At 62.0% G+C, this 25,091-nt stretch carries 26 protein-coding genes; 19 read left to right on the plus strand and 7 right to left on the minus strand.

Going from position 1 to position 25,091, the window contains the following annotated elements:
• Positions 1-28 precede the first annotated feature (28 nt).
• Positions 29-913, plus strand: coding sequence for a DMT family transporter (locus BM110_RS19855; RefSeq protein WP_093514040.1), 885 nt, complete (start codon positions 29-31; stop codon positions 911-913).
• A gap of 33 nt (positions 914-946) precedes the next feature.
• Here BM110_RS19855 and BM110_RS19860 read toward each other — a convergent pair whose 3' ends face one another.
• Positions 947-1,807 (minus strand): DMT family transporter, encoded by an 861-nt coding sequence (locus BM110_RS19860; protein WP_092242840.1) that lies wholly within the window; start codon positions 1,805-1,807, stop codon positions 947-949.
• Positions 1,808-2,216: 409 nt separating this feature from the next.
• Between BM110_RS19860 and BM110_RS19865 the strand changes: the two genes are divergently transcribed.
• Positions 2,217-3,008 carry a CPBP family intramembrane glutamic endopeptidase gene (locus BM110_RS19865; protein WP_092242837.1) on the plus strand — a complete coding sequence of 264 codons (792 nt, stop codon included), beginning with the start codon at positions 2,217-2,219 and terminating at the stop codon, positions 3,006-3,008.
• 103 nt (positions 3,009-3,111) lie between these two features.
• Positions 3,112-4,677, plus strand: a complete 1,566-nt coding sequence (locus BM110_RS19870) for a methyl-accepting chemotaxis protein (RefSeq protein WP_058427327.1) — start codon at positions 3,112-3,114, stop codon at positions 4,675-4,677.
• 114 nt (positions 4,678-4,791) lie between these two features.
• On the opposite strand, the gene BM110_RS19875 is transcribed toward BM110_RS19870, so the two are convergent.
• Entirely contained in the window at positions 4,792-5,484 is a 693-nt protein-coding gene (locus BM110_RS19875; protein WP_093514041.1) for an alpha/beta family hydrolase, read from the minus strand.
• A gap of 79 nt (positions 5,485-5,563) precedes the next feature.
• Between BM110_RS19875 and ccoN (BM110_RS19880) the strand changes: the two genes are divergently transcribed.
• The 14 genes from ccoN (BM110_RS19880) to hemN all read left to right on the plus strand — a co-directional run bounded on the left by ccoN (BM110_RS19880) (position 5,564) and on the right by hemN (position 19,562).
• Positions 5,564-6,988 (plus strand): cytochrome-c oxidase, cbb3-type subunit I, encoded by a 1,425-nt coding sequence (gene ccoN, locus BM110_RS19880; RefSeq protein WP_058427329.1) that lies wholly within the window; start codon positions 5,564-5,566, stop codon positions 6,986-6,988.
• Positions 6,989-6,998: 10 nt separating this feature from the next.
• Entirely contained in the window at positions 6,999-7,607 is a 609-nt protein-coding gene (gene ccoO / locus BM110_RS19885; RefSeq protein ID WP_017735321.1) for a cytochrome-c oxidase, cbb3-type subunit II, read from the plus strand.
• A 3-nt stretch (positions 7,608-7,610) separates the two neighbouring features.
• Positions 7,611-7,811, plus strand: a complete 201-nt coding sequence (locus tag BM110_RS19890; RefSeq protein ID WP_010208563.1) for a cbb3-type cytochrome oxidase subunit 3 — start codon at positions 7,611-7,613, stop codon at positions 7,809-7,811.
• Positions 7,808-8,755 (plus strand): cytochrome-c oxidase, cbb3-type subunit III, encoded by a 948-nt coding sequence (gene ccoP / locus BM110_RS19895; RefSeq protein WP_058427331.1) that lies wholly within the window; start codon positions 7,808-7,810, stop codon positions 8,753-8,755. The genes BM110_RS19890 and ccoP (BM110_RS19895) overlap by 4 nt, the downstream gene beginning before the upstream one ends.
• Before the next feature lie 350 nt (positions 8,756-9,105).
• Positions 9,106-10,548 carry a cytochrome-c oxidase, cbb3-type subunit I gene (gene ccoN, locus BM110_RS19900; protein WP_071491365.1) on the plus strand — a complete coding sequence of 481 codons (1,443 nt, stop codon included), beginning with the start codon at positions 9,106-9,108 and terminating at the stop codon, positions 10,546-10,548.
• Entirely contained in the window at positions 10,548-11,156 is a 609-nt protein-coding gene (gene ccoO, locus BM110_RS19905) for a cytochrome-c oxidase, cbb3-type subunit II (protein ID WP_003193167.1), read from the plus strand. Before ccoN (BM110_RS19900) ends, ccoO (BM110_RS19905) begins: the two co-directional genes overlap by 1 nt.
• A 3-nt stretch (positions 11,157-11,159) precedes the next feature.
• Complete coding sequence (locus BM110_RS19910) at positions 11,160-11,345, plus strand: CcoQ/FixQ family Cbb3-type cytochrome c oxidase assembly chaperone (RefSeq protein WP_003175465.1); 186 nt, start codon at positions 11,160-11,162, stop codon at positions 11,343-11,345.
• Positions 11,342-12,319, plus strand: coding sequence for a cytochrome-c oxidase, cbb3-type subunit III (gene ccoP / locus BM110_RS19915; protein ID WP_071491366.1), 978 nt, complete (start codon positions 11,342-11,344; stop codon positions 12,317-12,319). The genes BM110_RS19910 and ccoP (BM110_RS19915) overlap by 4 nt, the downstream gene beginning before the upstream one ends.
• A 302-nt stretch (positions 12,320-12,621) precedes the next feature.
• Positions 12,622-14,025 carry a cytochrome c oxidase accessory protein CcoG gene (gene ccoG / locus BM110_RS19920; protein ID WP_071491543.1) on the plus strand — a complete coding sequence of 468 codons (1,404 nt, stop codon included), beginning with the start codon at positions 12,622-12,624 and terminating at the stop codon, positions 14,023-14,025.
• Positions 14,026-14,039: 14 nt separating this feature from the next.
• Positions 14,040-14,579: a FixH family protein gene (locus BM110_RS19925; protein ID WP_071491367.1), complete on the plus strand. Its 540-nt coding sequence runs from the start codon at positions 14,040-14,042 to the stop codon at positions 14,577-14,579.
• A 141-nt stretch (positions 14,580-14,720) separates the two neighbouring features.
• The gene (locus tag BM110_RS19930) at positions 14,721-17,165 is read left to right on the plus strand and encodes a heavy metal translocating P-type ATPase (RefSeq protein WP_093514042.1); all 2,445 of its coding nucleotides are present in this window, start codon (positions 14,721-14,723) and stop codon (positions 17,163-17,165) included.
• Positions 17,166-17,187: 22 nt separating this feature from the next.
• Positions 17,188-17,400 carry a cbb3-type cytochrome oxidase assembly protein CcoS gene (ccoS, locus tag BM110_RS19935; RefSeq protein ID WP_092242829.1) on the plus strand — a complete coding sequence of 71 codons (213 nt, stop codon included), beginning with the start codon at positions 17,188-17,190 and terminating at the stop codon, positions 17,398-17,400.
• Positions 17,393-18,076 carry a sulfite exporter TauE/SafE family protein gene (locus BM110_RS19940; RefSeq protein WP_093514043.1) on the plus strand — a complete coding sequence of 228 codons (684 nt, stop codon included), beginning with the start codon at positions 17,393-17,395 and terminating at the stop codon, positions 18,074-18,076. Before ccoS ends, BM110_RS19940 begins: the two co-directional genes overlap by 8 nt.
• Before the next feature lie 103 nt (positions 18,077-18,179).
• Positions 18,180-19,562 (plus strand): oxygen-independent coproporphyrinogen III oxidase, encoded by a 1,383-nt coding sequence (gene hemN, locus BM110_RS19945; RefSeq protein ID WP_093514044.1) that lies wholly within the window; start codon positions 18,180-18,182, stop codon positions 19,560-19,562.
• Between the two features lie 6 nt (positions 19,563-19,568).
• Here hemN and BM110_RS19950 read toward each other — a convergent pair whose 3' ends face one another.
• Positions 19,569-20,066, minus strand: a complete 498-nt coding sequence (locus BM110_RS19950; protein WP_093514045.1) for a hypothetical protein — start codon at positions 20,064-20,066, stop codon at positions 19,569-19,571.
• Between the two features lie 156 nt (positions 20,067-20,222).
• On the opposite strand from BM110_RS19950, the gene fnr reads away from it, so the two are divergent.
• Both fnr and BM110_RS19960 read left to right on the plus strand, forming a co-directional pair.
• A complete protein-coding gene (gene fnr, locus BM110_RS19955) occupies positions 20,223-20,957 on the plus strand; it encodes a fumarate/nitrate reduction transcriptional regulator Fnr (protein ID WP_071491372.1) in 735 nt (244 codons plus the stop codon).
• An 80-nt stretch (positions 20,958-21,037) separates the two neighbouring features.
• Entirely contained in the window at positions 21,038-21,586 is a 549-nt protein-coding gene (locus BM110_RS19960) for an adenine phosphoribosyltransferase (RefSeq protein ID WP_093514046.1), read from the plus strand.
• 114 nt (positions 21,587-21,700) lie between these two features.
• On the opposite strand, the gene BM110_RS19965 is transcribed toward BM110_RS19960, so the two are convergent.
• The 4 genes from BM110_RS19965 to BM110_RS19980 all read right to left on the minus strand — a co-directional run bounded on the left by BM110_RS19965 (position 21,701) and on the right by BM110_RS19980 (position 25,089).
• A complete protein-coding gene (locus BM110_RS19965) occupies positions 21,701-22,849 on the minus strand; it encodes an acyl-CoA dehydrogenase family protein (protein ID WP_092242814.1) in 1,149 nt (382 codons plus the stop codon).
• A gap of 65 nt (positions 22,850-22,914) precedes the next feature.
• Positions 22,915-23,517 carry a recombination mediator RecR gene (gene recR, locus BM110_RS19970; protein ID WP_015885312.1) on the minus strand — a complete coding sequence of 201 codons (603 nt, stop codon included), beginning with the start codon at positions 23,515-23,517 and terminating at the stop codon, positions 22,915-22,917.
• 65 nt (positions 23,518-23,582) lie between these two features.
• Entirely contained in the window at positions 23,583-24,617 is a 1,035-nt protein-coding gene (locus BM110_RS19975; RefSeq protein WP_092242811.1) for an NADP-dependent oxidoreductase, read from the minus strand.
• Between the two features lie 133 nt (positions 24,618-24,750).
• Positions 24,751-25,089: a YbaB/EbfC family nucleoid-associated protein gene (locus tag BM110_RS19980; protein ID WP_017527493.1), complete on the minus strand. Its 339-nt coding sequence runs from the start codon at positions 25,087-25,089 to the stop codon at positions 24,751-24,753.
• Positions 25,090-25,091 lie beyond the last annotated feature (2 nt).

Raw genomic sequence — 25,091 nt, forward strand, 5'->3', positions numbered from 1 at the left:
CGCGGCCTTATTGAGGTAGGAGTGTTCCGTGAGACCTGTCGACACCTTGTACCTGCTGGGGCTCGCCGCCATCTGGGGCGCGAGCTTCCTGTTCATGCGCATTATCGCGCCGGAGATCGGCACGCTGCCGACGGCGTTTTTCCGCGTGTCGATCGCCGCCGCCGGGTTGCTGGTGATCCTGGCGGTGATGCGGGTGAGCTGGGATTTCCAGGGTAAGTTCAAGACTGTATTGCTGCTCGGTGTGATCAACTCCGGCATTCCCGCGACCATGTATTCAGTCGCCGCCCAGGTGCTTCCGGCGGGTTACTCGGCGATCTTCAACGCCACCACGCCGTTGATGGGTGTGCTGATTGGCGGGTTGTTCTTCAGCGAACGCCTGACCCCATCGAAAGTCGCCGGGGTGTGCCTGGGCCTGTTTGGCGTGGGAGTGCTGACCCGCGCCGGGCCGGTGGCGTTTGACCTGGAATTATTGATGGGCGCGCTGGCCTGTTTGCTGGCGACCACCTGTTACGGCTTTGCCGGGTTCCTGGCAAGGCGCTGGCTGGATCAGCGCGGTGGCTTGGACAGCCGCCTGTCGGCCCTGGGCAGCATGCTCGGCGCGACGTTGTTCCTGTTGCCGTTCTTTGCCTACAGCGCCATCAGCCAACCGCCGGCGAGTTGGGGTGGATGGCAGGTGTGGGGATCGTTGCTGGGGTTGGGGCTGGTGTGTACGGCGTTTGCCTACATTCTTTACTTCCGGTTGCTGACGTCCATCGGGCCGGTTAAGTCGATGACCGTTACCTTCATGATTCCGCCGTTTGGGGTGTTGTGGGGCGCGTTGTTGCTGGATGAGCCATTGTCCATGGCGCATCTGTATGGCGGGGTGTTGATTGCGGGGGCGTTGTGGTTGGTGTTGCGGCCGCGAAAATTGTAGGAGCCCGGCTTGCCGGGCTCCTACAATACAGTGTCAACGCTTACGGAAGACAAACACCAAACCGATGATGATCAACCCCATCCCCAACAGGCTCAACATCCCAAGCCTATTGCCAAAGATCAGGTAGTCCATCACCGCCGTCACCGCCGGCACCAGATAGAACAGACTGGTGACATTCACCAGGTTGCCCCGGGCGATCAGGCGGTACAGCAACAGCGTGGCCAGCAACGACACCACCAAGCCCATCCACAGCACCGGCAGGTAAAAGCTGCTGCTGTGTTCAAAATGGAACGGCTGGAACGGCACAAACACCGAACACAGCAGCAACCCCGCCAGGTACTGCACCGGCAGCGTGCCCAAGGGCTCGTCGGTGATGCGTTTCTGCATGATCGAGCCGAAGGTCATGCTGGCCAGGGCCAGCAACCCGAACAGCATGCCCGCCAAGGACATGCCAGAGAGGCCGATGCCTTGATACACCACCATGATCAGCCCCGCCAAACCGAGGCCCAGGCCGAGCACACGGCTGAAAGAACGCTGGCGCTCTATCAGCACCACGGTGAGGATCGGCTGTACGCCCATGATGGTTGCCATCACGCCGGGGGTGACGTTGAGGTCCAGGGCCAACAGATAGAAAATCTGGTAGGCGCCCAACAACACCAACCCCGTCGCCGCTGCGTATAACAGTGGCTTGCCGGGGCGCGGCAGTTTCAACTTGAGGATCGGTATCAGCACCACCAGGCCCCCGAGGGCAATGGCAAAACGGATCAGCAGAAACGCAAAGGGTGACGCGTGGGCCAGGCCCCATTTGGAGAAGATCGCCCCACTGCTCCACAGCAGGACAAACAGGCTCGTCGAGGCCGCCGCGGCCACGGATTGTTTCGAAAAAACAGACATGGTTACCACCTGTCATCAGGCAAAAAAAGCCGATTCAGCAGACGCTGAAATGCATTAGGTTTTTTTCAGGCGGGCAGACGGGAACAGCGATCAGCTGATCAGCCCGCAATACCAACACCCGGCGGTGATACGACTGCGTACACCGACGTGCTGCTGACAGGTGGAGGGTAGTGACTGATCTGCGCAGGCTGCTTGTCCCCGCACGGCACGACCGCAGCGTTGACCGCTGAATCGACTACCGCTGTGCGCTGGGAAGCAGGCATGGGCTGATCTTGTGTGAAGGGATGAAGAGGCTCGGACTATAACCAGCCGGTGATAGGTTTTGCAATCACTCTGAATGGAGGAGTTTCATGTGGGGCCCGTAGGACAGATCGCTATAATGCCGCCCAGTTTTTCCCAAGGATTTCCCATGATCGCATTGCCCTGGCTGTACCTGGCGCTTCTTTCCATTGGCTATCTACTGGCCTTGATCTACGGGCAATTGGGCGCGCTGGCGGGCGTGTCCGTCGCCCTGCTGCTGATTGCCGGCTACGCCGTACGCCAGCAACGCACGCCGTGGGCACGCTACCTGGGCCACGGGCTGTTTGTGGTGCTGGCCCTGAGCCTGGCGATGCACTGGTTGCCGGGTTTCTACAACGGGCGCGGCATTGCCTCGCAGCGTTTCACCGAGGATGCAGTACCCTTCTCGATGTACCTGAACCAGGACAAACCGCTGATCGGCTTCTGGCTGTTGCTGGCCTGCCCGTGGATTGTGGCGCGGCGTTCGTTGCGTTTGTCGATCTGCGTGGCCGCCCTGGCGTTGACCCTCACCGCCATCGCCGCCCTCGGCGGAGCGGCGTTGCTGGGCGTGATCAGTTGGGCACCGAAATGGCCGGAACAGGCCTGGCTCTGGGTACTTAATAACCTGCTGCTGGTGACGCTGGTGGAAGAAGCCCTGTTCCGGGGTTACGTACAGGGCGGTTTGAGCCGACGTTTCAAACACCTCCCTTACGGCGAGAACCTGGCGCTGCTTCTGGCCTCGCTGCTGTTCGGCCTGGTGCACATCGGCGCAGGCTGGCATTGGGTATTGCTGGCGAGCATCGCCGGGGTGGGTTACGGCCTGGCCTATCGGTTTGGCGGCCTGGGCGCAGCGGTGGCCACGCACTTTGGCTTGAATCTGCTTCACTTCGGGTTGTTTACCTACCCGATGCTGGCCGGTTGATCTCCTGCTGGGGAACGTGCATCCCGTCGATTGTTGCAAAAATAAGTTAAATAAACCGCCGTTCTTGCCGATACCCCCTGAAAGCCTTGCGGATTGAACAATCATGCGTAATAACCAACCCGTTACCCAGCGCGAACGTACCTTCCCCGCTCAGCAACGGTTGATCTCCACCACAGATGCCAAAGGCGTGATCACCTACTGCAACGACGCCTTCGTCGAAATCAGTGGGTTCTCCCGTGACGAACTGGTGCGTGCCCCGCACAACCTGGTGCGTCACCCGGACGTTCCGGCGGCGGTGTTCGCGCACATGTGGTCAACGCTCAAACAAGGCTTGCCATGGATGGGCATTGTCAAGAATCGCTGCAAGACCGGTGACCACTACTGGGTTAACGCCTATGTGACGCCGGTTTTCGAAGGCAACCAGGTGGTCGGCTACGAATCGGTGCGCATCAAGCCCACCGCCGAGCAGATCCGCCGGGCCGAAGCGCTCTACCAACGCATCAACCAGGGCAAGTCGGCGATCCCTCAGCGGGACAAGTGGTTGCCGGTGTTGCAGGACTGGCTGCCGTTTATCCTGGTGAGTCAGTTGAGCTTCATGATTGGCGCTTCACTCAACTCCCACTGGGGCTTTGCCCTGGCGGCGGGGTTGTCGGTGCCGCTGGGCCTGCTCGGCCTGAGCTGGCAACAGCGCGGCCTCAAGCGTTTGCTGCGCCTGGCCGAGCAGACCACCTCCGACCCGTTGATCGCGCAGATGTACACCGACAGCCGTGGCGCCCAGGCGCGCCTGGAAATGTCGATCCTCAGCCAGGAGGCGCGTCTCAAGACCTGCCTCACCCGCCTGCAGGACACTGCCGAACACCTCAACGACCAGGCCGCACAGTCCAACACCCTGGCCCATAACAGCTCCAGCGGCCTGGAACGCCAGCGCGTCGAGACCGAGCAGGTGGCCACGGCGGTCAACCAGATGGCGGCGACTACCCAGGAAGTCGCCAGCCATGTGCAGCGCACGGCCGATGCGACCCAAGAGGCCAACCGCCTGACCGGTCGCGGCCGCGATATCGCCGGGGAAACCCGCGAGGCGATCCAGCGTCTGTCCGTGGCTGTGGGTGAGACCGGTGTGACTGTGACCCAGTTGGCCAAGGACAGCGATGAAATCGGCGGTGTGGTCGACGTGATCAAGGGCATTGCCGACCAGACCAACCTGCTGGCGCTCAACGCCGCCATCGAAGCGGCGCGTGCCGGGGAGATGGGCCGTGGTTTTGCGGTGGTGGCCGATGAAGTCCGCCAACTGGCCCAGCGTACCGCCGAGTCAACCGGGCAGATCCATGCATTGATCGCCAAGCTGCAGCAGACCGCCGCTGCCGCCGTGCAAACCATGGACGCCGGGCATCGCCAGGCCGAAGAAGGTGTAGCGCGGGTGATGGAAGCGGACCAGGCGTTGGTGGGCATCAGTGAAGCGGTGGCGCATATCACCGATATGACTACCCAGATCGCGGCTGCCACCGAAGAGCAAAGCTCGGTGGCCGAAGAGATCAGCCGCAACATCAGCACCATTGCGCTGTTGGCGGACCAGACCTCGGAGCAGGCGCTGAACTCGGCGCAGTTGAGTGAAGAGCTGACGCATACCGCCAATACTCAGTACTCGCTGGTGGAGCGGTTTAACCGGTAGGTCGCTATCGGGGGCAAGCCCCCTCCACCTTTGACTGTGTTCACAATTGGAATGTGAGAACACGGTCAAGTGTGGGAGGGGCTTGTCGAAGCGTCGCGCCGCTCCGATGAGGCCCTATAGGCCAGCCAAAAACCCAGCCCCCCCCACTGCCGCGGCTTCCAGATGCTGCTCATGATTGAACCCCGACGCCTTCAAAGGCTTCAAGTCATGATCCCCCGCCACCAGCCACATCACCTGGATGCTCGGCGACAGCTCATACCCTTCCACCGCCGCCCGATTGCCCAGTGCATCGCGCTCGCCCTGCACAATCAAGGTTGGCGTCCTCAGCCCGACCAGATGTTCGACCCGTGGCTTTTCCGGCTTGCCCACCGCATAGAACGGATAGCCCAGGCACACCAGCCCATTGGCACCCAATTCATCAGCCAGCAAACTGGCCATGCGCCCGCCCATGGACTTGCCGCCAATGGCCAGTTTCCCAGCGACATGACGTCGCACCTCGGCATACACCTCACGCCAGCATTCGAGTAGCTTCGGGGCCGGGTTGGGCGGGCGTTTACCGCCGTCAACCCGGCGCTGGGCCATGTAGGGAAACTCGAAGCGCAACACGTTGACGCCATGCCCGGCAAGGCGTGCAGCCATATCGTTCATGAAGGATGAGTCCATCGGTGCACCGGCGCCGTGGGCCAGGATCAGCGTCGCGGGTGCAGCCTCAGCCGCCCCCGCCGCGACATCCCACAACCACCCATGTTCCCGCACACACTGCGCCCATTGATCCCCGTCAATACTGGCCTTGTGCTCTTTGCCCATGCTTGCCTCGCTTTTTAGTCTGCCTATAACTCCAGCCCAAGTGCCGCATCTGCTTGGGTTGAACCGTGGATGGGGAACCATGAACACTACTTTAAGTACCGCCTATAACTACAAGGTGGTCCGCCAATTCGCCATTATGACGGTGGTGTGGGGCATCGTCGGCATGGGGCTCGGGGTTTTTCTCGCGGCCCAATTGGTGTGGCCTGCACTCAACTTCGACTTGCCCTGGACCAGCTTCGGCCGCCTGCGCCCGCTGCACACCAACGCGGTGATCTTCGCCTTCGGTGGCTGCGCGTTGTTCGCCAGCTCCTTCTACTCGGTGCAGCGTACCTGCCAGACGCAGCTGTTCGCGCCGAAAATCGCCGCGTTCTGCTTCTGGGGCTGGCAGTTGGTCATCCTGCTGGCAGCGATCTCCCTGCCGCTGGGCTACACCAGCTCCAAGGAATACGCCGAGCTGGAATGGCCGATCGACATCCTGATCACCATTGTCTGGGTGGCCTATGCCATCGTGTTCTTTGGCACCGTGGCCAAGCGCAACACCAAGCACATCTACGTCGGCAACTGGTTCTTCGGTGCGTTCATCATCACCGTGGCCATCCTGCATATCGTCAACAACCTGGAAATCCCGGTCAGCCTGACCAAGTCCTACTCCCTCTATGGCGGTGCGACGGATGCCATGGTGCAGTGGTGGTATGGGCATAACGCGGTAGGCTTTTTCCTCACCGCCGGTTTCCTCGGCATGATGTATTACTTCGTGCCCAAGCAGGCCGAGCGTCCGGTGTATTCCTATCGCTTGTCCATCGTGCACTTCTGGGCGCTGATCACCCTGTACATCTGGGCCGGCCCGCACCACTTGCACTACACCGCGCTGCCGGACTGGGCACAGTCCCTGGGCATGGTGATGTCCCTGGTGCTGCTGGCACCGAGCTGGGGCGGCATGATCAACGGCATGATGACCCTGTCGGGCGCCTGGCATAAGTTGCGCAGCGACCCGATCCTGCGCTTCCTCGTGGTGTCACTGGCGTTCTACGGCATGTCGACGTTCGAAGGCCCGATGATGGCAATCAAGACCGTCAACGCCCTCTCCCACTACACCGACTGGACCATCGGCCACGTACACGCCGGCGCCCTCGGTTGGGTGGCGATGATCTCCATCGGCGCGTTGTACCACATGATCCCGAAAGTCTTCGGCCGCGAGCAGATGTACAGCCTCGGCCTGATCAACGCGCACTTCTGGCTGGCCACCATCGGCACCGTGCTCTACATCGCCTCGATGTGGGTCAATGGTATCGCCCAGGGCTTGATGTGGCGGGCGGTCAACGAAGACGGCACCTTGACCTACTCCTTCGTCGAAACCCTGGTGGCCAGCCACCCTGGCTTCATCGTGCGGCTGGTGGGCGGTGCGATCTTCCTCAGCGGCATGTTCCTGATGGCTTACAACACCTGGCGCACCGTGCGTTCGGCGCAGCCTGTCGAAGCCGCCACCACTGCGCAGTTGGCCTGAGGAGTCTGTGATGAAACACGAAACGATTGAAAAGAACGTCGGCCTGCTGATGCTGCTCATGGTGCTTGCCGTGAGCATCGGTGGCCTGACCCAGATCGTCCCGCTGTTCTTCCAGGACGTGACCAACAAGCCGGTGGAGGGCATGAAACCCTACACCGCGCTGCAACTGGAAGGCCGCGACATCTACATCCGCGAAGGCTGCGTACAGTGCCACTCGCAGATGATCCGCCCGTTCCGCGCCGAAACCGAACGCTACGGCCATTACTCGGTCGCCGGTGAAAGTGTGTGGGACCACCCGTTCCTGTGGGGCTCCAAGCGCACCGGTCCAGACCTGGCGCGCGTCGGCGCACGCTACTCGGACGACTGGCACCGCGCGCACCTGTATAACCCGCGCAACGTGGTGCCCGAGTCGAAAATGCCGGCCTATCCATGGCTGGTCACCGCCGCCGTCGACAGCAGCCACACCGAGACCAAGTTGAAAGTGATGCGCACCCTCGGCGTGCCGTACACCGACGACGACATCAGTGGCGCCGTGGCCAGCCTCAAGGGCAAGACCGAGATGGACGCGCTGGTCTCGTACCTGCAAGTGCTCGGCACCGCCATCAAGAGCAAGAGGTGAGCCATGGGATTTGAATTCGATGCAGGCACCATCCGCGGCCTCGGCACGCTGGTGGTTGCCATCGCCTTTATCGGCCTGTCGCTGTGGGTGTTCAACAACCGGCGCAATGCGGAATTCGAGCAGGCGCGCCTGCTGCCCTTCGCCGATGAACCCTCTCCATCCGACGCTCAAGAAGAGCCTGCAATAAGGAGCACCCGGCCATGACCCTATTCTGGAGTACATGGATCTGCGTACTGACCCTCGGCAGCCTGATCGGCTTGACCTGGCTGCTGGTCGGCACCCGCAAGGGCGAGACCAAGGGCAGCGTCGACCAGACCATGGGCCACGCCTTCGACGGTATCGAGGAATACGACAACCCGCTGCCCCAGTGGTGGTTCATGCTGTTCGCCGGCACCCTGGTGTTCGCGGTCGGCTACCTGATCCTCTACCCGGGCCTGGGCAACTGGAAAGGCGTGTTGCCGGGCTATGAAGACGGCTGGACCCAGGCCAAGGAATGGGACAAGGAAATGGCCAAGGCCGACGCCAAGTTCGGGCCGATCTTCGCCAAATTCTCGGCCATGCCCGTGGAAGAAGTGGCCAAAGACCCGCAAGCGCTGAAAATGGGCGGTCGCCTGTTCGCCTCCAACTGCGCGGTGTGCCACGGCTCGGACGCCAAGGGCGCGTTTGGCTTCCCGAACCTGGCGGACAACATCTGGCGCTGGGGCGGTTCGGCCGAGGCGATCAAGACCACCATCCTCAACGGTCGCCACGCGGCGATGCCGGCCTGGGGTGACATGCTCGGCGATGAGGGTGTAAAAAACGTTGCGGCCTTTGTTCGCCACGACCTGGCCAAGTTGCCCCTGCCCGCCGACAGCAGCGCCGATGTGGCTGCCGGCCAGGCAGCCTTCAACACCACCTGTGTCGCCTGCCACGGGCCGGAAGGCCACGGCATGGAAGCCATGGGCGCGCCTGACCTGACCAAACCGGCCGGCTACATCTACGGCACCAGCCTCGCGCAGTTGCAGCAGACCATCCGCCACGGCCGCCAGGGCCAGATGCCGGCGCAGGAAGTGCTGCAAGGCAATGACAAGGTGCATCTGCTGGCCGCCTACGTTTACAGCCTGTCCCACAACGCTGATGGCGCAACGCCAGAAAGCCAGGCGCAATAACCTCTGATCGCCGCCCCATTTTGGGGCGGCAACCCTGGCGCTGTACGCGACCAAGTGTCACACCCCTCCAAAGCACAACTTTCCCCTCCTCACTTTCGGGTCTACGCTTGTTCCCACAGCGGACCGATCCTGGCGTACGCAACGACATTCGTTGCGACCCTCGAATTTTCCTGTCCACTCGATCAGCTTTCGATTTCCGATTTTGTCCTTACACCAAACATGGAAAGGGCGCAGAATCTGGCGTGGAACGCATTGATACCGGTCAGTCATTGCGTTGCAATGACCCCTCGCTTTCTACATACTTGCGGCCGATTTTACCTATAAAAAAACCTAAACCGTGGAACCTTAGAATGAGCACAGCAATCAGTCCGACTGCTTATAACTATAAGGTAGTCCGCCAGTTCGCCATCATGACGGTGGTCTGGGGGATCCTTGGCATGGGGCTCGGGGTGTTCATCGCCTCGCAACTGGTCTGGCCGGAATTGAATTTCGGTTTGCCATGGACGACCTTTGGCCGCCTGCGCCCGCTGCACACCAACCTGGTGATCTTCGCCTTCGGCGGATGTGCATTGTTTGCCACCTCCTACTATGTCGTGCAGCGAACCTGCCAGACGCGACTGATCTCCGACAGCCTTGCGGCCTTCACCTTCTGGGGTTGGCAAGCAGTCATCGTTGGCGCCATCGTCACCCTGCCACTGGGCTACACCACCACCAAGGAATACGCCGAGCTGGAATGGCCCATCGCCATTTTGCTCGCCATCGTGTGGGTGACCTACGCCGTGGTGTTCTTCGGCACCATCGTCAAGCGCAAGACCAAGCACATCTACGTGGGCAACTGGTTCTACGGCGCGTTCATCCTGGTGACGGCGATGCTGCACATCGTCAACCACGCCTCGTTGCCGGTGAGCCTGTTCAAGTCCTACTCGGCCTACGCCGGGGCCACGGACGCGATGATCCAGTGGTGGTACGGCCACAACGCCGTGGGTTTCTTCCTCACCACGGGTTTCCTGGGGATGATGTACTATTTCGTGCCGAAACAGGCCGAACGTCCCATTTACTCGTACCGCCTGTCCATCGTGCATTTCTGGGCGCTGATCACCCTGTACATCTGGGCCGGCCCGCACCACTTGCACTACACCGCGTTGCCGGACTGGGCACAGTCCCTGGGCATGGCGATGTCGATCATCCTGCTGGCCCCGAGCTGGGGCGGCATGATCAACGGCATGATGACCCTGTCCGGCGCCTGGCATAAATTGCGCACCGATCCGATCCTGCGCTTCCTGGTGGTGTCGCTGGCGTTCTACGGCATGTCGACCTTCGAAGGGCCGATGATGGCGATCAAGACCGTCAACTCGCTGTCCCACTACACCGACTGGACCATCGGCCACGTACACGCCGGCGCCCTCGGTTGGGTGGCGATGATCTCCATCGGCGCGCTGTACCACATGATCCCCAAACTGTTCGGCCGTCCGCAGATGCACAGCGTTGGCCTGATCAACGCGCACTTCTGGCTGGCCACCATCGGCACCGTGCTCTACATCGCCTCGATGTGGGTCAACGGCATCACCCAGGGCCTGATGTGGCGAGCCATCAACGATGACGGCACCCTCACCTACTCCTTCGTCGAAGCGCTGCAAGCCAGCCATCCGGGTTACATCGTGCGCGCCCTGGGCGGTGCATTCTTTGCCTCCGGCATGTTCCTGATGGCCTACAACGTCTGGCGCACCGTGCGTGCCGCCGACCCGGCAGAAGCCGAAGCCGCCGCCAAGATCGCCGTTGTGGGAGCTCACTGATGAAGCATGAAGTAGTCGAGAAGAATATCGGCCTGCTGGCCTTCTTCATGGTCATCGCCGTGAGTATCGGCGGCCTGACCCAGATCGTTCCGCTGTTTTTCCAGGACGTGACCAACAAGCCGGTGGAAGGCATGAAGCCGCGCACCGCCCTTGAACTGGAAGGCCGCGACGTCTACATCGCCAACGGCTGTGTCGGCTGCCACTCGCAGATGATCCGCCCGTTCCGTGCCGAAACCGAACGCTACGGCCACTACTCGGTCGCCGGTGAAAGCGTGTGGGACCACCCGTTCCTGTGGGGTTCCAAGCGTACCGGCCCGGACCTGGCCCGTGTCGGCGGGCGTTACTCCGATGACTGGCAGCGTGCGCACCTGTACAACCCGCGCAATGTGGTGCCTGAGTCGAAAATGCCGGCGTACCCGTTCCTCGTGGAAAACAAGCTCGACGGCAAGGACACCGCGAAGAAGATGGAGGTCTTGCGCACCCTGGGCGTGCCCTACACCGACGAAGACATCGCCGGTGCAGCGGCCGCCGTGAAGGGCAAGACCGAAATGGACGCACTGGTGGCCTACCTGCAGGGCCTGGGCACCATCATCAAAAGCAAACGGTGATCTATGGATATCGGGATGATTCGTGGCCTGGGCACCGTTGTGGTGATGGTGGCCTTTATCGGCCTGGCGTTGTGGGTGTTCAGCCCCAAGCGCAAGTCGGAGTTTGAAGACGCGACCTTGCTGCCCTTTGCGGATGATCCCGAAGCCATCAAGCACGTCGAGCAAGCTTCTAGGAGTAACAAAGAATGACTACGTTCTGGAGTCTGTACGTCACAGTCCTCAGTCTGGGTACCATCTTCGCCCTGACCTGGCTGCTGCTGTCGACCCGCAAGGGCCAGCGCGCCGAGCAAACCGACGAGACCGTCGGCCATTCGTTCGACGGCATCGAGGAATACGACAACCCGCTGCCCAAGTGGTGGTTCATGCTGTTCGTCGGCACCATCGTCTTCGCCCTCGGCTACCTGGCGCTGTACCCCGGCCTGGGCAACTGGAAGGGCCTGCTGCCGGGCTACAACTACCTCGACACCGACAAGCAAACCCCCTTCGCCAATGGCCAGACCGGCTGGACCGGCGTGCACGAATGGGAAAAGGAAATGGCCAGGTCGGACGCCAAGTTCGGGCCGATCTTCGCCAAATTCGCGTCGATGCCGATTGAAGAAGTGGCCAAAGACCCGCAAGCGTTGAAGATGGGGGGTCGCCTGTTCGCCTCCAACTGCTCGGTGTGCCACGGTTCCGATGCCAAGGGCGCCTATGGCTTCCCCAACCTGACCGATGCCGACTGGCGCTGGGGCGGCGAGCCTGCCACCATCAAGGAAACCATCATGAAGGGCCGTCATGCGGTGATGCCGGCCTGGTTGGATATCCTCAAGGAGCAAGGCGTCAGCGATGTGGCTGCGTTCGTGCTCACCAACCTCGACGGGCGCAAACTGCCCGAAGGCGTGAAAGCCGATGTGGCCAACGGCGAGAAACTCTTCGCCGCCAACTGCGTGGCCTGCCACGGCCCGGCCGGTAAAGGCACTCCTGCCATGGGCGCGCCCGACCTGACCCACCCGGGCGCCTTCATCTACGGCTCGAGCTTCGCCCAACTGCAACAGACCATCCGTTGGGGCCGCCAGGGCCAGATGCCGGCGCAGGAACAGCTGCAAGGCAATGACAAGGTGCACTTGCTGGCGGCGTATGTGTACAGCTTGTCCCATGGGGATAAGAAGGCTGAAGAGCAATAAAAGCCGCTGCAATACCAATGTGGGAGGGGGCTTGCCCCCGATTGCAGTGTGTCAGTCAGTGCATCTGTCGCTGATCCACCGCTATCGGGGGCAAGCCCCCTCCCACATTGGATCCGCAGTGTTTCAGAGAACCGGGCCAGCCAAAACCGGCCATACTTGCCAGATCAATTGATCCAGATCACTTAGGTCGCCCCCTTTCAGCACCACCGGGGGCGTATCATTACACCACTGCAACACCCCTAATTTGACCCCGGCTGGCACGTACTGGCCAAGGCAAATCTCCACCGCCGTGGGATGCAATGATGAGTAACCAGATACCGGTACATGACGTTACCCCGCCTGCCAAAACCGTCGACCTCTACGCCTCGCGAGAGAAAATCTACACGCGCGCCTTCACCGGCCTGTTCCGCAACTTGCGCATGCTCGGCGGGGCCGGTCTGTTCCTGCTGTACTTCGGCACGGTGTGGCTGAACTGGGGTGGCCACCAGGCCGTGTGGTGGAACCTGCCCGAGCGCAAGTTCTTCATTTTCGGGGCAACTTTCTGGCCCCAGGACTTCATCCTGCTCTCGGGCATTCTCATCGTTGCCGCGTTTGGCCTGTTCTTCATCACGGTGTACGCCGGTCGCGTGTGGTGCGGCTACACCTGTCCGCAGAGCGTGTGGACGTGGATCTTCATGTGGTGTGAGAAGGTCACCGAAGGCGACCGCAACCAGCGCATCAAGCTCGACAAGGCACCGATGGGCGCCAACAAATTCCTGCGCAAATTCAGCAAGCACACCCTGTGGCTGTTGATCGGCTTTGTCACCGGCATGACCTTTGTCGGCTACTTCTCGCCGATCCGCGAACTGGTGTTCGACTTTTTCACCGGCCAGGCCGATGGCTGGTCGTATTTCTGGGTGGGTTTCTTCACCCTTGCCACCTACGGCAACGCCGGCTGGCTGCGCGAACAGGTGTGCATCTACATGTGCCCGTACGCGCGCTTCCAGAGCGTGATGTTCGACAAGGACACCCTGATCGTTTCCTACGACCCACGCCGCGGCGAACTGCGCGGCCCGCGTAAAAAAGGCACCGACTACAAGGCCCAGGGCCTGGGCGATTGCATCGATTGCACGATGTGCGTGCAGGTGTGCCCCACCGGTATCGACATCCGCGACGGCCTGCAGATAGAGTGCATCGGCTGCGCCGCCTGTATCGATGCCTGCGACAACATCATGGACAAGATGGAGTACCCGCGCGGCCTGATCAGCTACACCACCGAGCACAACCTGTCCGGGCAGAAAACCCACAAGCTGCGCCCGCGCCTGATCGGCTACGCCCTGGTGTTGCTGGCGATGATCAGCCTGCTGGTGGCGGCATTCTTCATGCGCTCGCTGGTGGGTTTCGACGTGAGCAAGGACCGCGTGCTGTACCGCGAGAACGCCGAAGGCCGCATCGAAAACGTCTACAGCCTGAAGATCATGAACAAGGACCAACGCGACCACACCTACGTGCTCGATGCCGCCGGCCTGCCCGACCTCAAGCTGCAAGGCCGCCGGGAGATCAAGGTGGCGGCCGGCGATATCGTCAGCATGCCGGTGGAGCTGTCGAGTGCGCCGGAACAATTGCCGTCGAGCACCAACGAGGTGAAATTCATCCTCACCGATGCCGATGACGCCAGCGTCCATATTGAAGCCAAGAGCCGATTCATCGGCCCTCAAGTCCGCTAACAGGGAACCGAACAATGTCCGTAGCAACCGCCGCAAGCCCTTGGTACAAGCACCTCTGGCCGTGGATCATCATCGGCATCCTGGCCTGTTCGGTGACCTTGACCCTGTCCATGGTGACCATCGCGGTGAACAACCCGGACAACCTGGTCAACGACAACTACTACGAGGCCGGCAAAGGCATCAACCGCTCCCTGGACCGCGAGCTGCTGGCCCAGACCTTGCAACTGCGCGCCAAGGTGCACCTGGATGAGCTGACCGGTGAAGTCGAGGTCAACCTCACCGGCTACAGCAACCCGAAAACCCTGGAATTGAACCTGATTTCCCCGACCCAGCCGGAGAAAGACCGCAAGATCAACCTGGCCCGCAGCGACAGCGAGCCCGGCCGCTACATCGGCCAGGTCACCGACAAGGTCGAAGGCCGGCGGTTCGTCGAGTTGCTCGGCGTGGAAGGCGACCGGACCTGGCGCATGTTCGAGGAAGAACAAGTCAGCCACGACAAGGACTTGCTGCTGGGTGATGAACCGTTGCAGGGTGCCGAAGACCTGAAAAAGTAAAAAGCCTGCGCTTCGCGCATCGGGGGCAAGCCCCCTCCCACACTGGATTGGGTTTACACATATCTATTGGTGAAATCAGTCAAATGTGGGAGGGGGCTTGCCCCCGATGAGGCCCTACCAGCCACCATAGATTCCCAAGCCATGACCACCCCCTGCTACCACTGCGCCCTCCCCGTCCCCTCCGGTAGCCGTTTCACCACGGTCATCCTCGGTGAGCGCCGCGAACTCTGCTGCCCCGGCTGCCAGGCCGTGGCCGAAGCCATCGTGGCCGGTGGCCTGGAAAGTTATTACCAGCACCGCAGCGAAGCCTCGGCCAACCCTGAGGCGTTGCCGGTGCAACTGGTGGACGAATTGGCGCTGTATGACCGCGCCGACGTGCAGAAACCCTTCGTGCGCCACGAGGGCGAGCTGGCCGAAACCACCCTGCTGATGGAGGGCATCAGCTGCGCCGCCTGCGGCTGGCTGATCGAGAAACACCTGCGCAGCCTGCCCGCCGTGGCCGAGGCGCGGTTGAACCTGTCCAACCACCGCCTGCACGTTCGTTGGGTTGATGGGCAACTGCCATTGAGCCACCTGCTCAGTGAACTGCGCCATATCGGCTACGCCGCTCACCCCTATCAGGCCGATCGCGCTGCCGAGCAGCTGGCCGGCGAAAATCGCCTGGCCCTGCGCCAATTGGGCGTGGCCGGCTTGCTGTGGTTCCAGGCAATGATGGCAACCATGGCTACCTGGCCGGAATTCAATATCGACCTGAGCCCGGAGCTGCACGTGATCCTGCGCTGGGTGGCGATGTTTCTTACAACACCCATCGTGTTCTACAGCTGCGCACCGTTTTTCAAGGGCGCCTTGCGCGACTTGCGCACGCGCCACCTGACCATGGATGTCTCGGTGTCCCTGGCCATCGGCGGGGCTTACCTGGCGGGCATCTGGACGGCAATCACCGGCGTGGGCGAGTTGTACTTCGATGCGGTGGGCATGTTTGCGTTGTTCCTGCTGGCCGGCCGTTACCTGGAGCGCCGCGCCAGGGAGCGCACGGCCGCCGCGACGGCGCAACTGGTGAACCTGCTGCCAGCCTCGTGCCTGCGACTCAAGGCCGACGGCCAGAGCGAGCGCATCCTGCTCCCCGAACTGACCCTGGGCGACCGCGTGCTGGTGCACCCCGGCGCCGTGCTGCCGGCGGATGGCGTGATCCTCGATGGGCAATCGAGCATCGATGAATCCCTGCTCACCGGTGAGTACCTGCCGCAACCGCGCCAAAGCGGCGATGCGGTCACGGCGGGCACGCTGAATGTCGAGGGGGCATTGACCGTCGAAGTACGTGCCCTGGGCCATGACACGCGCCTGTCCGCCATCGTGCGCCTGCTGGAGCGCGCCCAGGCCGATAAACCACGCCTTGCGCAGATCGCCGACCGCGCCGCACAGTGGTTCCTGTTGTGCTCGCTGATCGCCGCCGCGCTGATCGGCTTGCTGTGGTGGGAGCTGGATGCGTCGCGGGCGTTCTGGATTGTGCTGGCGATGCTGGTGGCGACCTGCCCCTGCGCGTTGTCCCTTGCGACACCTACCGCCCTCACCGCCGCCACCGGCACCTTGCACAAACTCGGGCTGCTGTTGACGCGCGGCCATGTGCTGGAAGGGCTCAACCAGATCGACACGGTGATCTTCGACAAGACCGGCACCCTCACCGAAGGGCGCCTGGCGTTGAGAGCCATACGCCCGCTGGGCACCTTGAGTACCGACCTGTGCCTGAGCCTCGCCGCCGCCCTGGAAAACCGCTCCGAACACCCGATTGCCCGCGCCTTTGGGCGTGCGCCAGTGGCCGCCGATGAGGTCGTCAGTTCGCCAGGACTGGGCCTTGAAGGTCGCGTCGGCGAGCGCGTATTGCGCATTGGCCAGCCGGGCTTTGTCTGCGAACTCAGTGGTTGCCCGATCCCGGCAGCGCCGGAGGTTTGCGGCCAATGGCTATTACTCGGCGACCGCGACGGCGCCCTGGCCTGGTTCGTGCTCGACGACCGCCTGCGCAGTGATGCGCCTGCATTGCTGGCCGCGTGCAAGGCGCGGGGTTGGCGCACGCTATTGCTGTCCGGGGACAGTTCGCCGATGGTCGCCAGCGTCGCCGCCGAGCTGGGTATCGACGAGGCCCACGGCGGCCTGCGCCCGGATGACAAACTGCAGGTCCTTCAGCAACTGCACAAGCAAGGCCGCAAAGTGCTGATGCTTGGCGACGGTGTCAACGATGTGCCGGTACTCGCCGCCGCGGACATCAGCGTGGCGATGGGCACGGCCACCGACCTGGCCAAGACCAGCGCCGATGCAGTGTTGCTGTCAAACCGCCTGGACGCCCTGGTGCAAGCCTTTACTCTGGCGCGGCGCACTCGCCGGGTAATCATTGAAAACCTGCTGTGGGCCGGGTTGTACAATGGCCTTATGCTGCCGTTTGCCGCCCTGGGCTGGATCACTCCCATCTGGGCGGCGATCGGCATGTCCCTCAGTTCGTTGACCGTGGTGCTCAATGCCCTGCGCCTGACTCGCCTGCCGAGCGCGCCGGCCGCCCGAGCCCCCTCAGTAACCCGCCCGCTGCCAGTGTGAGCCGTGCGGGCATGGAGTGCAGATGCCAGCTTTATACGTAATGATCCCGGCGGCGCTGCTGTTAGTGGGCGTGGCCATCTACATCTTCTTCTGGGCGGTGGACAGCGGCCAGTACGACGACCTCGACGGCCCGGCCCATAGCGTGCTGTTCGACGACCAGGACCCGAACCACCTGGCCGGCGTCGAAGAGGCCAACCACTCCGAACAACCACCAAAAGACCCGCCTCATGCTTGAGCTGGCGCCGCTGCTGGTCTCTGCACTGATCCTCGGCCTGCTCGGTGGAGGCCATTGCCTGGGCATGTGCGGCGGGTTGATGGGCGCGCTGACCCTGGCGATCCCCAAGGAGCAACGCGGCCGCCGGTTTCAACTGCTGCTGGCCTACAACCTGGGACGCATCCTCAGCTATGCCGCGGCCGGCGTGTTGATCGGCCTCGCCGGCTGGGCGGTGGCGAACAGCCCGGCGGCGATGTTCATGCGCGTGCTCGCCGGCCTGCTGTTGATCAGCATGGGCCTGTACCTGGCCGGCTGGTGGAGCGGTCTCACCCGTATCGAAAGCCTCGGACGCGGCCTATGGCGCTATATACAGCCGGTCGCCAACCGTTTGCTGCCCGTGTCCAACGTATCGCGTGCATTGCTGCTGGGCGCGTTGTGGGGATGGTTGCCGTGCGGATTGGTCTACAGCACGCTGCTATGGGCGGCGAGCCAGGGCAATGCGCTGGACAGCGGGTTGCTGATGCTGGCGTTCGGGCTGGGGACCTGGCCGGTGCTGTTGGCTACCGGCCTGGCCGCAGAACGGGTCACTGCATTATTGCGCAAACGCAGCGTGCGTATGACCGGTGGCGTGCTGGTCATACTCTTCGGTATCTGGACGTTGCCCGGCCCGCACCAGCACTGGTTGATGGGCCACTAAATCGCCATGTGGCATAGCGCCGCTCCCCGTTGATGCAAATCAAGATGCCATCCCCGCCACGCCCCTAGACTCGGCCCACTAGCCTATCCGGGGGAACGCCCGCATGCTCGACGCCATTCGTTGGGATACCGATCTGATTCACCGCTACGACCTGGCGGGACCGCGCTACACGTCCTACCCTACCGCCGTACAATTCGACAGCCAGGTCGGCACCTTCGACCTGCTCCACGCCCTGCGCGACAGCCGCAAGGCGGTGCGGCCGCTGTCGTTGTATGTGCATGTGCCGTTCTGCGCGAACATCTGCTACTACTGCGCCTGCAACAAGGTCATCACCAAGGACCGTGGCCGCGCCCAGGCCTACCTGCAACGCCTGGAGCAGGAAATCCAGCTGGTGGCGTGCCACCTCGACCCCAGACAGCCGGTGGAACAGCTGCACTTCGGCGGCGGCACCCCGACCTTTCTCAGCCACGACGAATTGCGCCAGGTGATGAGCTGCCTGCGCCAGCACTTCAATTTGCTGGATGACGATTCGGGCGACTACGGCATCGAGATCGACCCACGCGAAGCGGATTGGGCCACCATGGGCCTGCTGCGCGAACTAGGTTTCAACCGCGTGAGTATCGGCCTGCAAGACCTCGACCCCGAGGTACAACGGGCAGTCAACCGCCTGCAAAGCCTGGAAGAAACCCGCGCGGTGATCGATGCCGCACGCACCCTGCAATTTCGCTCGATCAATGTCGACCTGATCTACGGCCTGCCCAAGCAAACGCCGATCAATTTTGCGCGCACCGTGGAGGAGGTGATCAGGCTGCAACCCGACCGCTTGTCGGTGTTCAACTACGCTCACCTGCCCGAACGTTTCATGCCCCAGCGGCGCATCAACACCGATGAACTGCCGTCCCCGGCGTCAAAGCTGCTGATGCTGCAAACCACCATCGAGCAACTGACCCAGGCCGGCTACCGTTACATCGGCATGGACCACTTCGCCCTGCCCGACGACGAGTTGGCCATCGCCCAGGAAGAAGGCACCCTGCAGCGCAATTTCCAGGGCTATACCACCCACGGTCATTGCGACTTGATCGGGCTCGGGGTGTCAGCGATCAGCCAGATCGGCGACCTGTACTGCCAGAACAGCAGTGACCTCAACGCCTACCAGAACACCCTGGCCGGCGCGCAACTGGCCACCAGTCGCGGCCTGGTCTGTACCACGGACGATCGCTTGCGGCGGGAGATGATTCAGCAGTTGATCTGCAATTTCAGCCTGGCATTCGAGACGATCGAGCAGGCCTTCAACATGGACTTTCGCGGGTATTTCGACGACATCTGGCCGCAACTGACGGCGATGGCCGAGGATGGCCTGATCGAACTCGACGCCCAAGGCATTCGCGTTTTGCCAGCCGGGCGCCTGCTGGTGCGTTCGGTGTGCATGGTGTTCGATGCCTACCTGGAACACCAGAACAGGCAGCGGTTTTCGCGGGTGATCTGAAACACCCTACGCCATAGCGAGGGAGCCGGCCTTCAACGCGTCTTCCCCGCTAAGGCCTTTCATGGCCTTGGCCAGGGAGGTTTGTGCAGTCATCAGGCTCGCTTGCAACTGGGCAAGCGCCCCTTGCAGATTGCTGACCTTGATCCGTGCCTCGTCGGGGCTGAGGCTCTTGTCCGCCATCACGGCTTGCAGTTCGGCCTGCTTCTCGGCGATCTGCTCCTTGAGCTTGCGAATCATCTTGAGAACCTGCTGGACGTTATCCGGCAGACCGCTGTCTTCGATGTCGTTGCTGGGTTTCTTGGCCTCCGTCAGGGCTTTCAAGGCAGCTCCGGAAAAGGTCACCTTCACCCCCTCCTCGTCCTTTTTTTCCCGCAGCGGCGCCTCAGTAGCGTCCTTGAGCGCTTTGGCAGCCTTGGTGAGCTTGGCTTCTGCCACCAAGTCTTTCGGCTCCGCAAAGGACTGCACCTGAGTGCGTGCAGCGTTCGTTGCACCGATGGAAATCATGATATCGAGCCTCCAAGCTCAAGGATTCGTGACTTTGTATCGGCGGCGACACAAAATTCTTTATACCGTTGCTGGTTTTTTGTACACGCTGGCCTCACCAGCCCACAGTGCGTTACCCTTACGTCTTATGTGTGTTTTCCCACAAGGATTTAAGAAATGTCCGAGCCAGTTAAACTGCGCGCTCACAGCCAGGCTCATTGCAAGGATTGCAGCCTGGCCCCCCTCTGCTTGCCACTTTCGTTGAATCTGGAAGACATGGATGCGCTGGACGAGATCGTTAAACGTGGTCGCCCGCTGAAAAAAGGCGAGTTCCTGTTTCGCCAGGGCGATAAGTTCGATTCCGTTTATGCAGTACGCTCGGGTGCGTTGAAGACATTCAGCCTGAGCGACAGCGGCGAAGAACAGCTCACCGGTTTCCACCTGCCCAGCGAACTGGTGGGCTTGTCGGGCATGGACACCGAGATCCACCCGGTGTCGGCCCAGGCGCTGGAGACAACCTCGGTGTGCGAAATCCCCTTCGAGCGCCTTGACGAGCTGGCCCTGCAATTGCCGCAACTGCGCCGCCAGTTGATGCGCGTAATGAGCCGCGAGATTCGTGACGACCAGCAAATGATGCTGCTGTTGTCGAAGAAAACCGCCGACGAGCGCATCGCGACCTTCCTGGTCAACCTGTCGGCGCGGTTCCGTGCCCGGGGTTTCTCGGCCAACCAGTTCCGCCTGAGCATGTCGCGCAACGAAATCGGCAACTACCTGGGCCTGGCGGTGGAAACCGTGTCCCGCGTATTTACCCGTTTCCAGCAGAACGAGCTGATCGCCGCCGAAGGCAAGGAAGTGCATATCCTCGACCCTATCCAGTTGTGCGCGCTGGCCGGTGGTTCGTTAGACGGTTGACGCAGACACTTGCGGCCGCGCCAACCGGCGAGGCCGCAGGTATACTTCGAGTCCGTTTCCAGCCCCAGGACTCTTCGACGATGACCTTCGATTCGTTCGACATCAAATCCCTGATCCGTCCCGTCATCGACTTCCCCAAGCCCGGGGTGATCTTTCGTGACATCACGCCGCTGTCCCAATCGCCCCGAGCCCTGCGCCTGGTGGCCGACACCTTTGCCCACCGCTACGTTGAGACCGATTTCACCCATATCGGCGCCATGGATGCGCGGGGTTTCCTGATCGGTTCGATCATCGCCTACCAACTGAACAAGCCGCTGATCCTGTTCCGCAAGCAGGGCAAGCTGCCCGCTGACGTGCTGGCCGAGGGTTACCAGACCGAGTACGGCGAGGCCTTCCTCGAAGTGCACGCCGACAGCCTGTGCGAAGGCGACTCGGTGTTGATGTTCGATGACCTGATCGCCACCGGCGGCACCCTGATCGCGGCGGCGAACCTGGTACGCCGCATGGGCGCGAAGATCTTCGAGGCCGCGGCGATCATTGATTTGCCGGAGCTGGGGGGGTCGCAACGTTTGGAGGACATGGGGATTGCGACATTCTGCCTGACGCAGTTTGCGCTGACTGAACAATAACGCTTGCCTGGGCTGACGCCATCGGGGGCAAGCCCCCTCCCACATTTTGATCTGTGAACCGGTCAAGTGTGGGAGGGGGCTTGCCCCCGATGAGGCACTGAAAGGCACTAAAGATCAGAAGCCCATCTGCTTGCTGATGATTTCATTCATTACCTCACGGGTGCCGCCACCGATGGAGAGGATACGGTTGTCGCGATACAACCGCTCCACCAGGCTGCCACGCATATAACCCTGGCCCCCGAGGATCTGCACCGCGTCGTAGGTGACGCGGTCGGCGGTGTCGGTGGCAAGGTTCTTGGCCATGGATATCTCCTTGATCACGCTGATACCGGCGGCCATCTTTGCTGCCTGCCGATAAGTGAACTCCCGAGAGACCTCCACGGCGGTGGCCATTTCCGCCAGGCGATGCTTGATCACCTGGAATTTGCCGATGGGTTTGCCGAAGGCTTCGCGCTCGGCGGCCCATTTGAGGCTTTCCTCCAGGGCCAGTTGCGCGGTCATGTTGGCCATGAGCGCCAGGGCCAGGCGCTCGCTCTGGAAGTTGCCCATGATGCAGGCAAAGCCCATGTTTTCGGCGCCGATAAGGTTGCCTACGGGCACCCGACAATCGTCGAAGAACAATTCAGCCGTGTCCGACGCCCACCAGCCCATTTTCTTCAGGGGCTGGCCGACGGTAAAACCGGGAGTGTCTTTTTCGATCAGCAGCAGGCTGATCCCGGCAAAGCCCGGCCCGCCAGTGCGGACGGCGACGGTGTAGAAATCGGCGCGGATGCCGCTGGTAATGAAAGTCTTGCTACCGCTGACGCGGTAATGGTCGCCGTCACGAATGGCCCGGGTTTGCAGGCTGGCCACATCAGAACCGCCACCCGGTTCGGTGACTGCCAGGGCGATGATCTTTTCGCCGGCCAGCACCTGGGGCACCACCCGTTCGCGGACCTCGGGCCTGGCCCATTTGACCACCGGCGGCAAACCGATATCGAGCGACCCCAAGCCTGCCACCACGCCACCGGAGCCACAGCGCATCAGTTCCTCGCTGGCCGCGACCTTGGCAAACAGATCACCGTCGTGGCTGCCGCCGAAAGCTTCGGGATAACCGATACCGAGGATGCCCGCCGCTCCGGCCTTGAGGTACAACTCCCGGGGAAAGCTTTCGGCCTCCTCCCATTGCTCGATACCCGGCAGCATCTCGCGCTCGACAAAGCGACGCACGCTGTCGCGGACCAATTGGTGGCTGGGGTCGAAGTAGTCCTGATAGGCAGACATCGGCAAGCTCCACGGTGAGGTGGAGCGAAATTACCAAGCGCTTGCTTGGTTATCAAGCCATGGAGTCAGAGCGCGATAGGTTTGCGGCCGGCGAATGAATGCGCCAGCGTGCCGCCATCGACCAATTCCAACTCGCCACCCAGCGGCACGCCATGGGCAATGCGCGAGGTGATCAGACCTTTGTTGGTGAGCAGTTGGGCAATGTAATGCGCGGTTGCCTCGCCTTCCACCGTCGGGTTGGTGGCCAGGATCACTTCGGTAAAGGTGCCCTGCTCTTCGATGCGCGCCACCAGTTGCGGAATGCCGATGGCTTCCGGGCCAAGGCCGTCCAGGGGCGACAGGTGGCCCTTGAGCACGAAGTAGCGCCCGCGATAGCCGGTCTGCTCCACCGCGTATACATCCATCGGCCCTTCCACCACGCACAGCAGCGTGTCGTCGCGGCGCGGGTCGGCGCATTGCGGGCAGAGTTCTTCTTCGGTGAGGGTGCGACACTGGCGACAGTGACCCACGCCGGTCATGGCCTGGCTCAAGGCCTGGGCCAATCGGGTGCCGCCGCTGCGATCACGCTCCAGCAGTTGCAGCGCCATACGCTGGGCGGTTTTCTGGCCGACACCCGGCAATGTGCGCAGGGCGTCGATCAGTTGGCGAATCAGGGGGCTGAAGCTCATGGGCATGGGTCCGACAAAACAACGAGACGCGGTTTATACCCGCGCCCCGGATTAGCGTCAAATACTCAATCCTGCGCGACGCGTACCACCAACTTGCCGAAATTGCGCCCTTCCAGCAAACCGATAAAGGCTTCGGGCGCCTGCTCCAGACCGTCGACCACATCCTCGCGGAACTTGATCTTGCCGTCGCGCACCCACGGCGCCATGGCGCTGAGGAATTCAGGCTGGCGGTCACCGTAGTCATCGAACACGATAAAGCCCTGGATGCGCACACGCTTGGTCAACAAGGTACGTTGCAGTGCCGGCAAACGATCAGGCCCGCTGGGGGCTTCATGGGCGTTGTAGCCGGCGATCAGCCCGCACAGCGGGATGCGAGCCTTCGGATTCAACAACGGCACCACCGCATCGAACACCTTGCCGCCGACGTTTTCAAAATAGATGTCGACGCCCTTGAAGCACGTCTGCGCCAGGTCATCGGCAAAGGTCGCGCTCTTGTGATCGACGCAGGCATCAAAGCCCAGCTCGTCCACTACATAGCGGCACTTTTCTGCGCCCCCCGCGATCCCGACCACACGCAAGCCCTTGAGCTTGGCTACCTGCCCGACCACCGAGCCCACCGCGCCGGACGCGGCCGCCACCACCAGGGTTTCCCCGGCCTTGGGCTGACCGATGTCCATCAGGCCCATGTAGGCCGTCATGCCCGGCATACCCAGCACGCCCAGTGCCATCGACGGGCTGGCCAGGCCCTTGGGCACCGGCATCAGGTTGCGACCATCGGAAATGCTGTGACTCTGCCAACCGGTAGCACCCACCACCAGGTCGCCCACTTCGAATTTCGGATTACGCGACTGCTCGATACGACTGACAGCGCCACCGGTCATCACTTCGTCGATTTCTACCGGCGCCGCGTAGGACGGTGCATCGCTCATGCGGCCGCGCATGTAGGGGTCGAGGGACAGGTACAGGGTTTTCAGCAGGACCTGGCCGTCTGCCAGCTCCGGCAGGTTCACCCGTTCCAGGCGGAAATTTTCCGGGGTGGGTGCGCCCTGGGGGCGCGAGACCAGGACGATGCGCTGGTTCAGGGTCGGTTCTTGAGGCATGAAGGGGCTCCTTTATCGAATCCATCGGTATAGGGTGCAGACCATGCGTGGCGTGCCCGGGTTCGATCCAATTGGCACAAACAAAAATGCCAGGCACAAGGCCTGGCATTGGAGTCTAGCTAAAGCACGCCGATCAGAACGGCAGCTTCATGCCCGGAGGCAGTTGCATGCCCGCGGTCACGCCGGACATTTTGTCCTGGCTGTTGGCTTCGATCTTGCGCACAGCGTCGTTGACGGCCGCGGCGAACAAGTCTTCCAGCACTTCGCGGTCATCATCGCTGACGCCTTCGAGCAGGCTCGGGTCGATGCTCACGCGCTTGATGTCGTGACGACCAGTCATCACCACGCTGACCATATCGCCACCGGCTTTACCGGTGACTTCGGCGTTGGCCAGTTCTTCCTGCATCTTGGCCATCTTTTCCTGCATCTGCTGCGCCTGCTTCATCAGGCCGGCCATGCCACCTTTCATCATGG

The organism is Pseudomonas sp. NFPP28, assembly GCF_900115535.1.
GTDB classification, from domain to species: Bacteria; Pseudomonadota; Gammaproteobacteria; order Pseudomonadales; family Pseudomonadaceae; genus Aquipseudomonas; species Aquipseudomonas extremorientalis.

Bases quoted from the DNA above. Each gene is read 5' to 3' on its own strand.
- BM110_RS19860 (WP_092242840.1), bottom strand. From the start codon at position 1,807: ATGTCTGTTTTTTCGAAACAATCCGTGGCCGCGGCGGCCTCGACGAGC.
- BM110_RS19865 (WP_092242837.1), top strand. From the start codon at position 2,217: ATGATCGCATTGCCCTGGCTGTACCTGGCGCTTCTTTCCATTGGCTAT.
- BM110_RS19870 (WP_058427327.1), top strand. From the start codon at position 3,112: ATGCGTAATAACCAACCCGTTACCCAGCGCGAACGTACCTTCCCCGCT.
- BM110_RS19875 (WP_093514041.1), bottom strand. From the start codon at position 5,484: ATGGGCAAAGAGCACAAGGCCAGTATTGACGGGGATCAATGGGCGCAG.
- ccoN (WP_058427329.1), top strand. From the start codon at position 5,564: ATGAACACTACTTTAAGTACCGCCTATAACTACAAGGTGGTCCGCCAA.
- ccoO (WP_017735321.1), top strand. From the start codon at position 6,999: ATGAAACACGAAACGATTGAAAAGAACGTCGGCCTGCTGATGCTGCTC.
- BM110_RS19890 (WP_010208563.1), top strand. From the start codon at position 7,611: ATGGGATTTGAATTCGATGCAGGCACCATCCGCGGCCTCGGCACGCTG.
- ccoP (WP_058427331.1), top strand. From the start codon at position 7,808: ATGACCCTATTCTGGAGTACATGGATCTGCGTACTGACCCTCGGCAGC.
- ccoN (WP_071491365.1), top strand. From the start codon at position 9,106: ATGAGCACAGCAATCAGTCCGACTGCTTATAACTATAAGGTAGTCCGC.
- ccoO (WP_003193167.1), top strand. From the start codon at position 10,548: ATGAAGCATGAAGTAGTCGAGAAGAATATCGGCCTGCTGGCCTTCTTC.
- BM110_RS19910 (WP_003175465.1), top strand. From the start codon at position 11,160: ATGGATATCGGGATGATTCGTGGCCTGGGCACCGTTGTGGTGATGGTG.
- ccoP (WP_071491366.1), top strand. From the start codon at position 11,342: ATGACTACGTTCTGGAGTCTGTACGTCACAGTCCTCAGTCTGGGTACC.
- ccoG (WP_071491543.1), top strand. From the start codon at position 12,622: ATGAGTAACCAGATACCGGTACATGACGTTACCCCGCCTGCCAAAACC.
- BM110_RS19925 (WP_071491367.1), top strand. From the start codon at position 14,040: ATGTCCGTAGCAACCGCCGCAAGCCCTTGGTACAAGCACCTCTGGCCG.
- BM110_RS19930 (WP_093514042.1), top strand. From the start codon at position 14,721: ATGACCACCCCCTGCTACCACTGCGCCCTCCCCGTCCCCTCCGGTAGC.
- ccoS (WP_092242829.1), top strand. From the start codon at position 17,188: ATGCCAGCTTTATACGTAATGATCCCGGCGGCGCTGCTGTTAGTGGGC.
- BM110_RS19940 (WP_093514043.1), top strand. From the start codon at position 17,393: ATGCTTGAGCTGGCGCCGCTGCTGGTCTCTGCACTGATCCTCGGCCTG.
- hemN (WP_093514044.1), top strand. From the start codon at position 18,180: ATGCTCGACGCCATTCGTTGGGATACCGATCTGATTCACCGCTACGAC.
- BM110_RS19950 (WP_093514045.1), bottom strand. From the start codon at position 20,066: ATGATTTCCATCGGTGCAACGAACGCTGCACGCACTCAGGTGCAGTCC.
- fnr (WP_071491372.1), top strand. From the start codon at position 20,223: ATGTCCGAGCCAGTTAAACTGCGCGCTCACAGCCAGGCTCATTGCAAG.
- BM110_RS19960 (WP_093514046.1), top strand. From the start codon at position 21,038: ATGACCTTCGATTCGTTCGACATCAAATCCCTGATCCGTCCCGTCATC.
- BM110_RS19965 (WP_092242814.1), bottom strand. From the start codon at position 22,849: ATGTCTGCCTATCAGGACTACTTCGACCCCAGCCACCAATTGGTCCGC.
- recR (WP_015885312.1), bottom strand. From the start codon at position 23,517: ATGAGCTTCAGCCCCCTGATTCGCCAACTGATCGACGCCCTGCGCACA.
- BM110_RS19975 (WP_092242811.1), bottom strand. From the start codon at position 24,617: ATGCCTCAAGAACCGACCCTGAACCAGCGCATCGTCCTGGTCTCGCGC.
- BM110_RS19980 (WP_017527493.1), bottom strand. From the start codon at position 25,089: ATGATGAAAGGTGGCATGGCCGGCCTGATGAAGCAGGCGCAGCAGATG.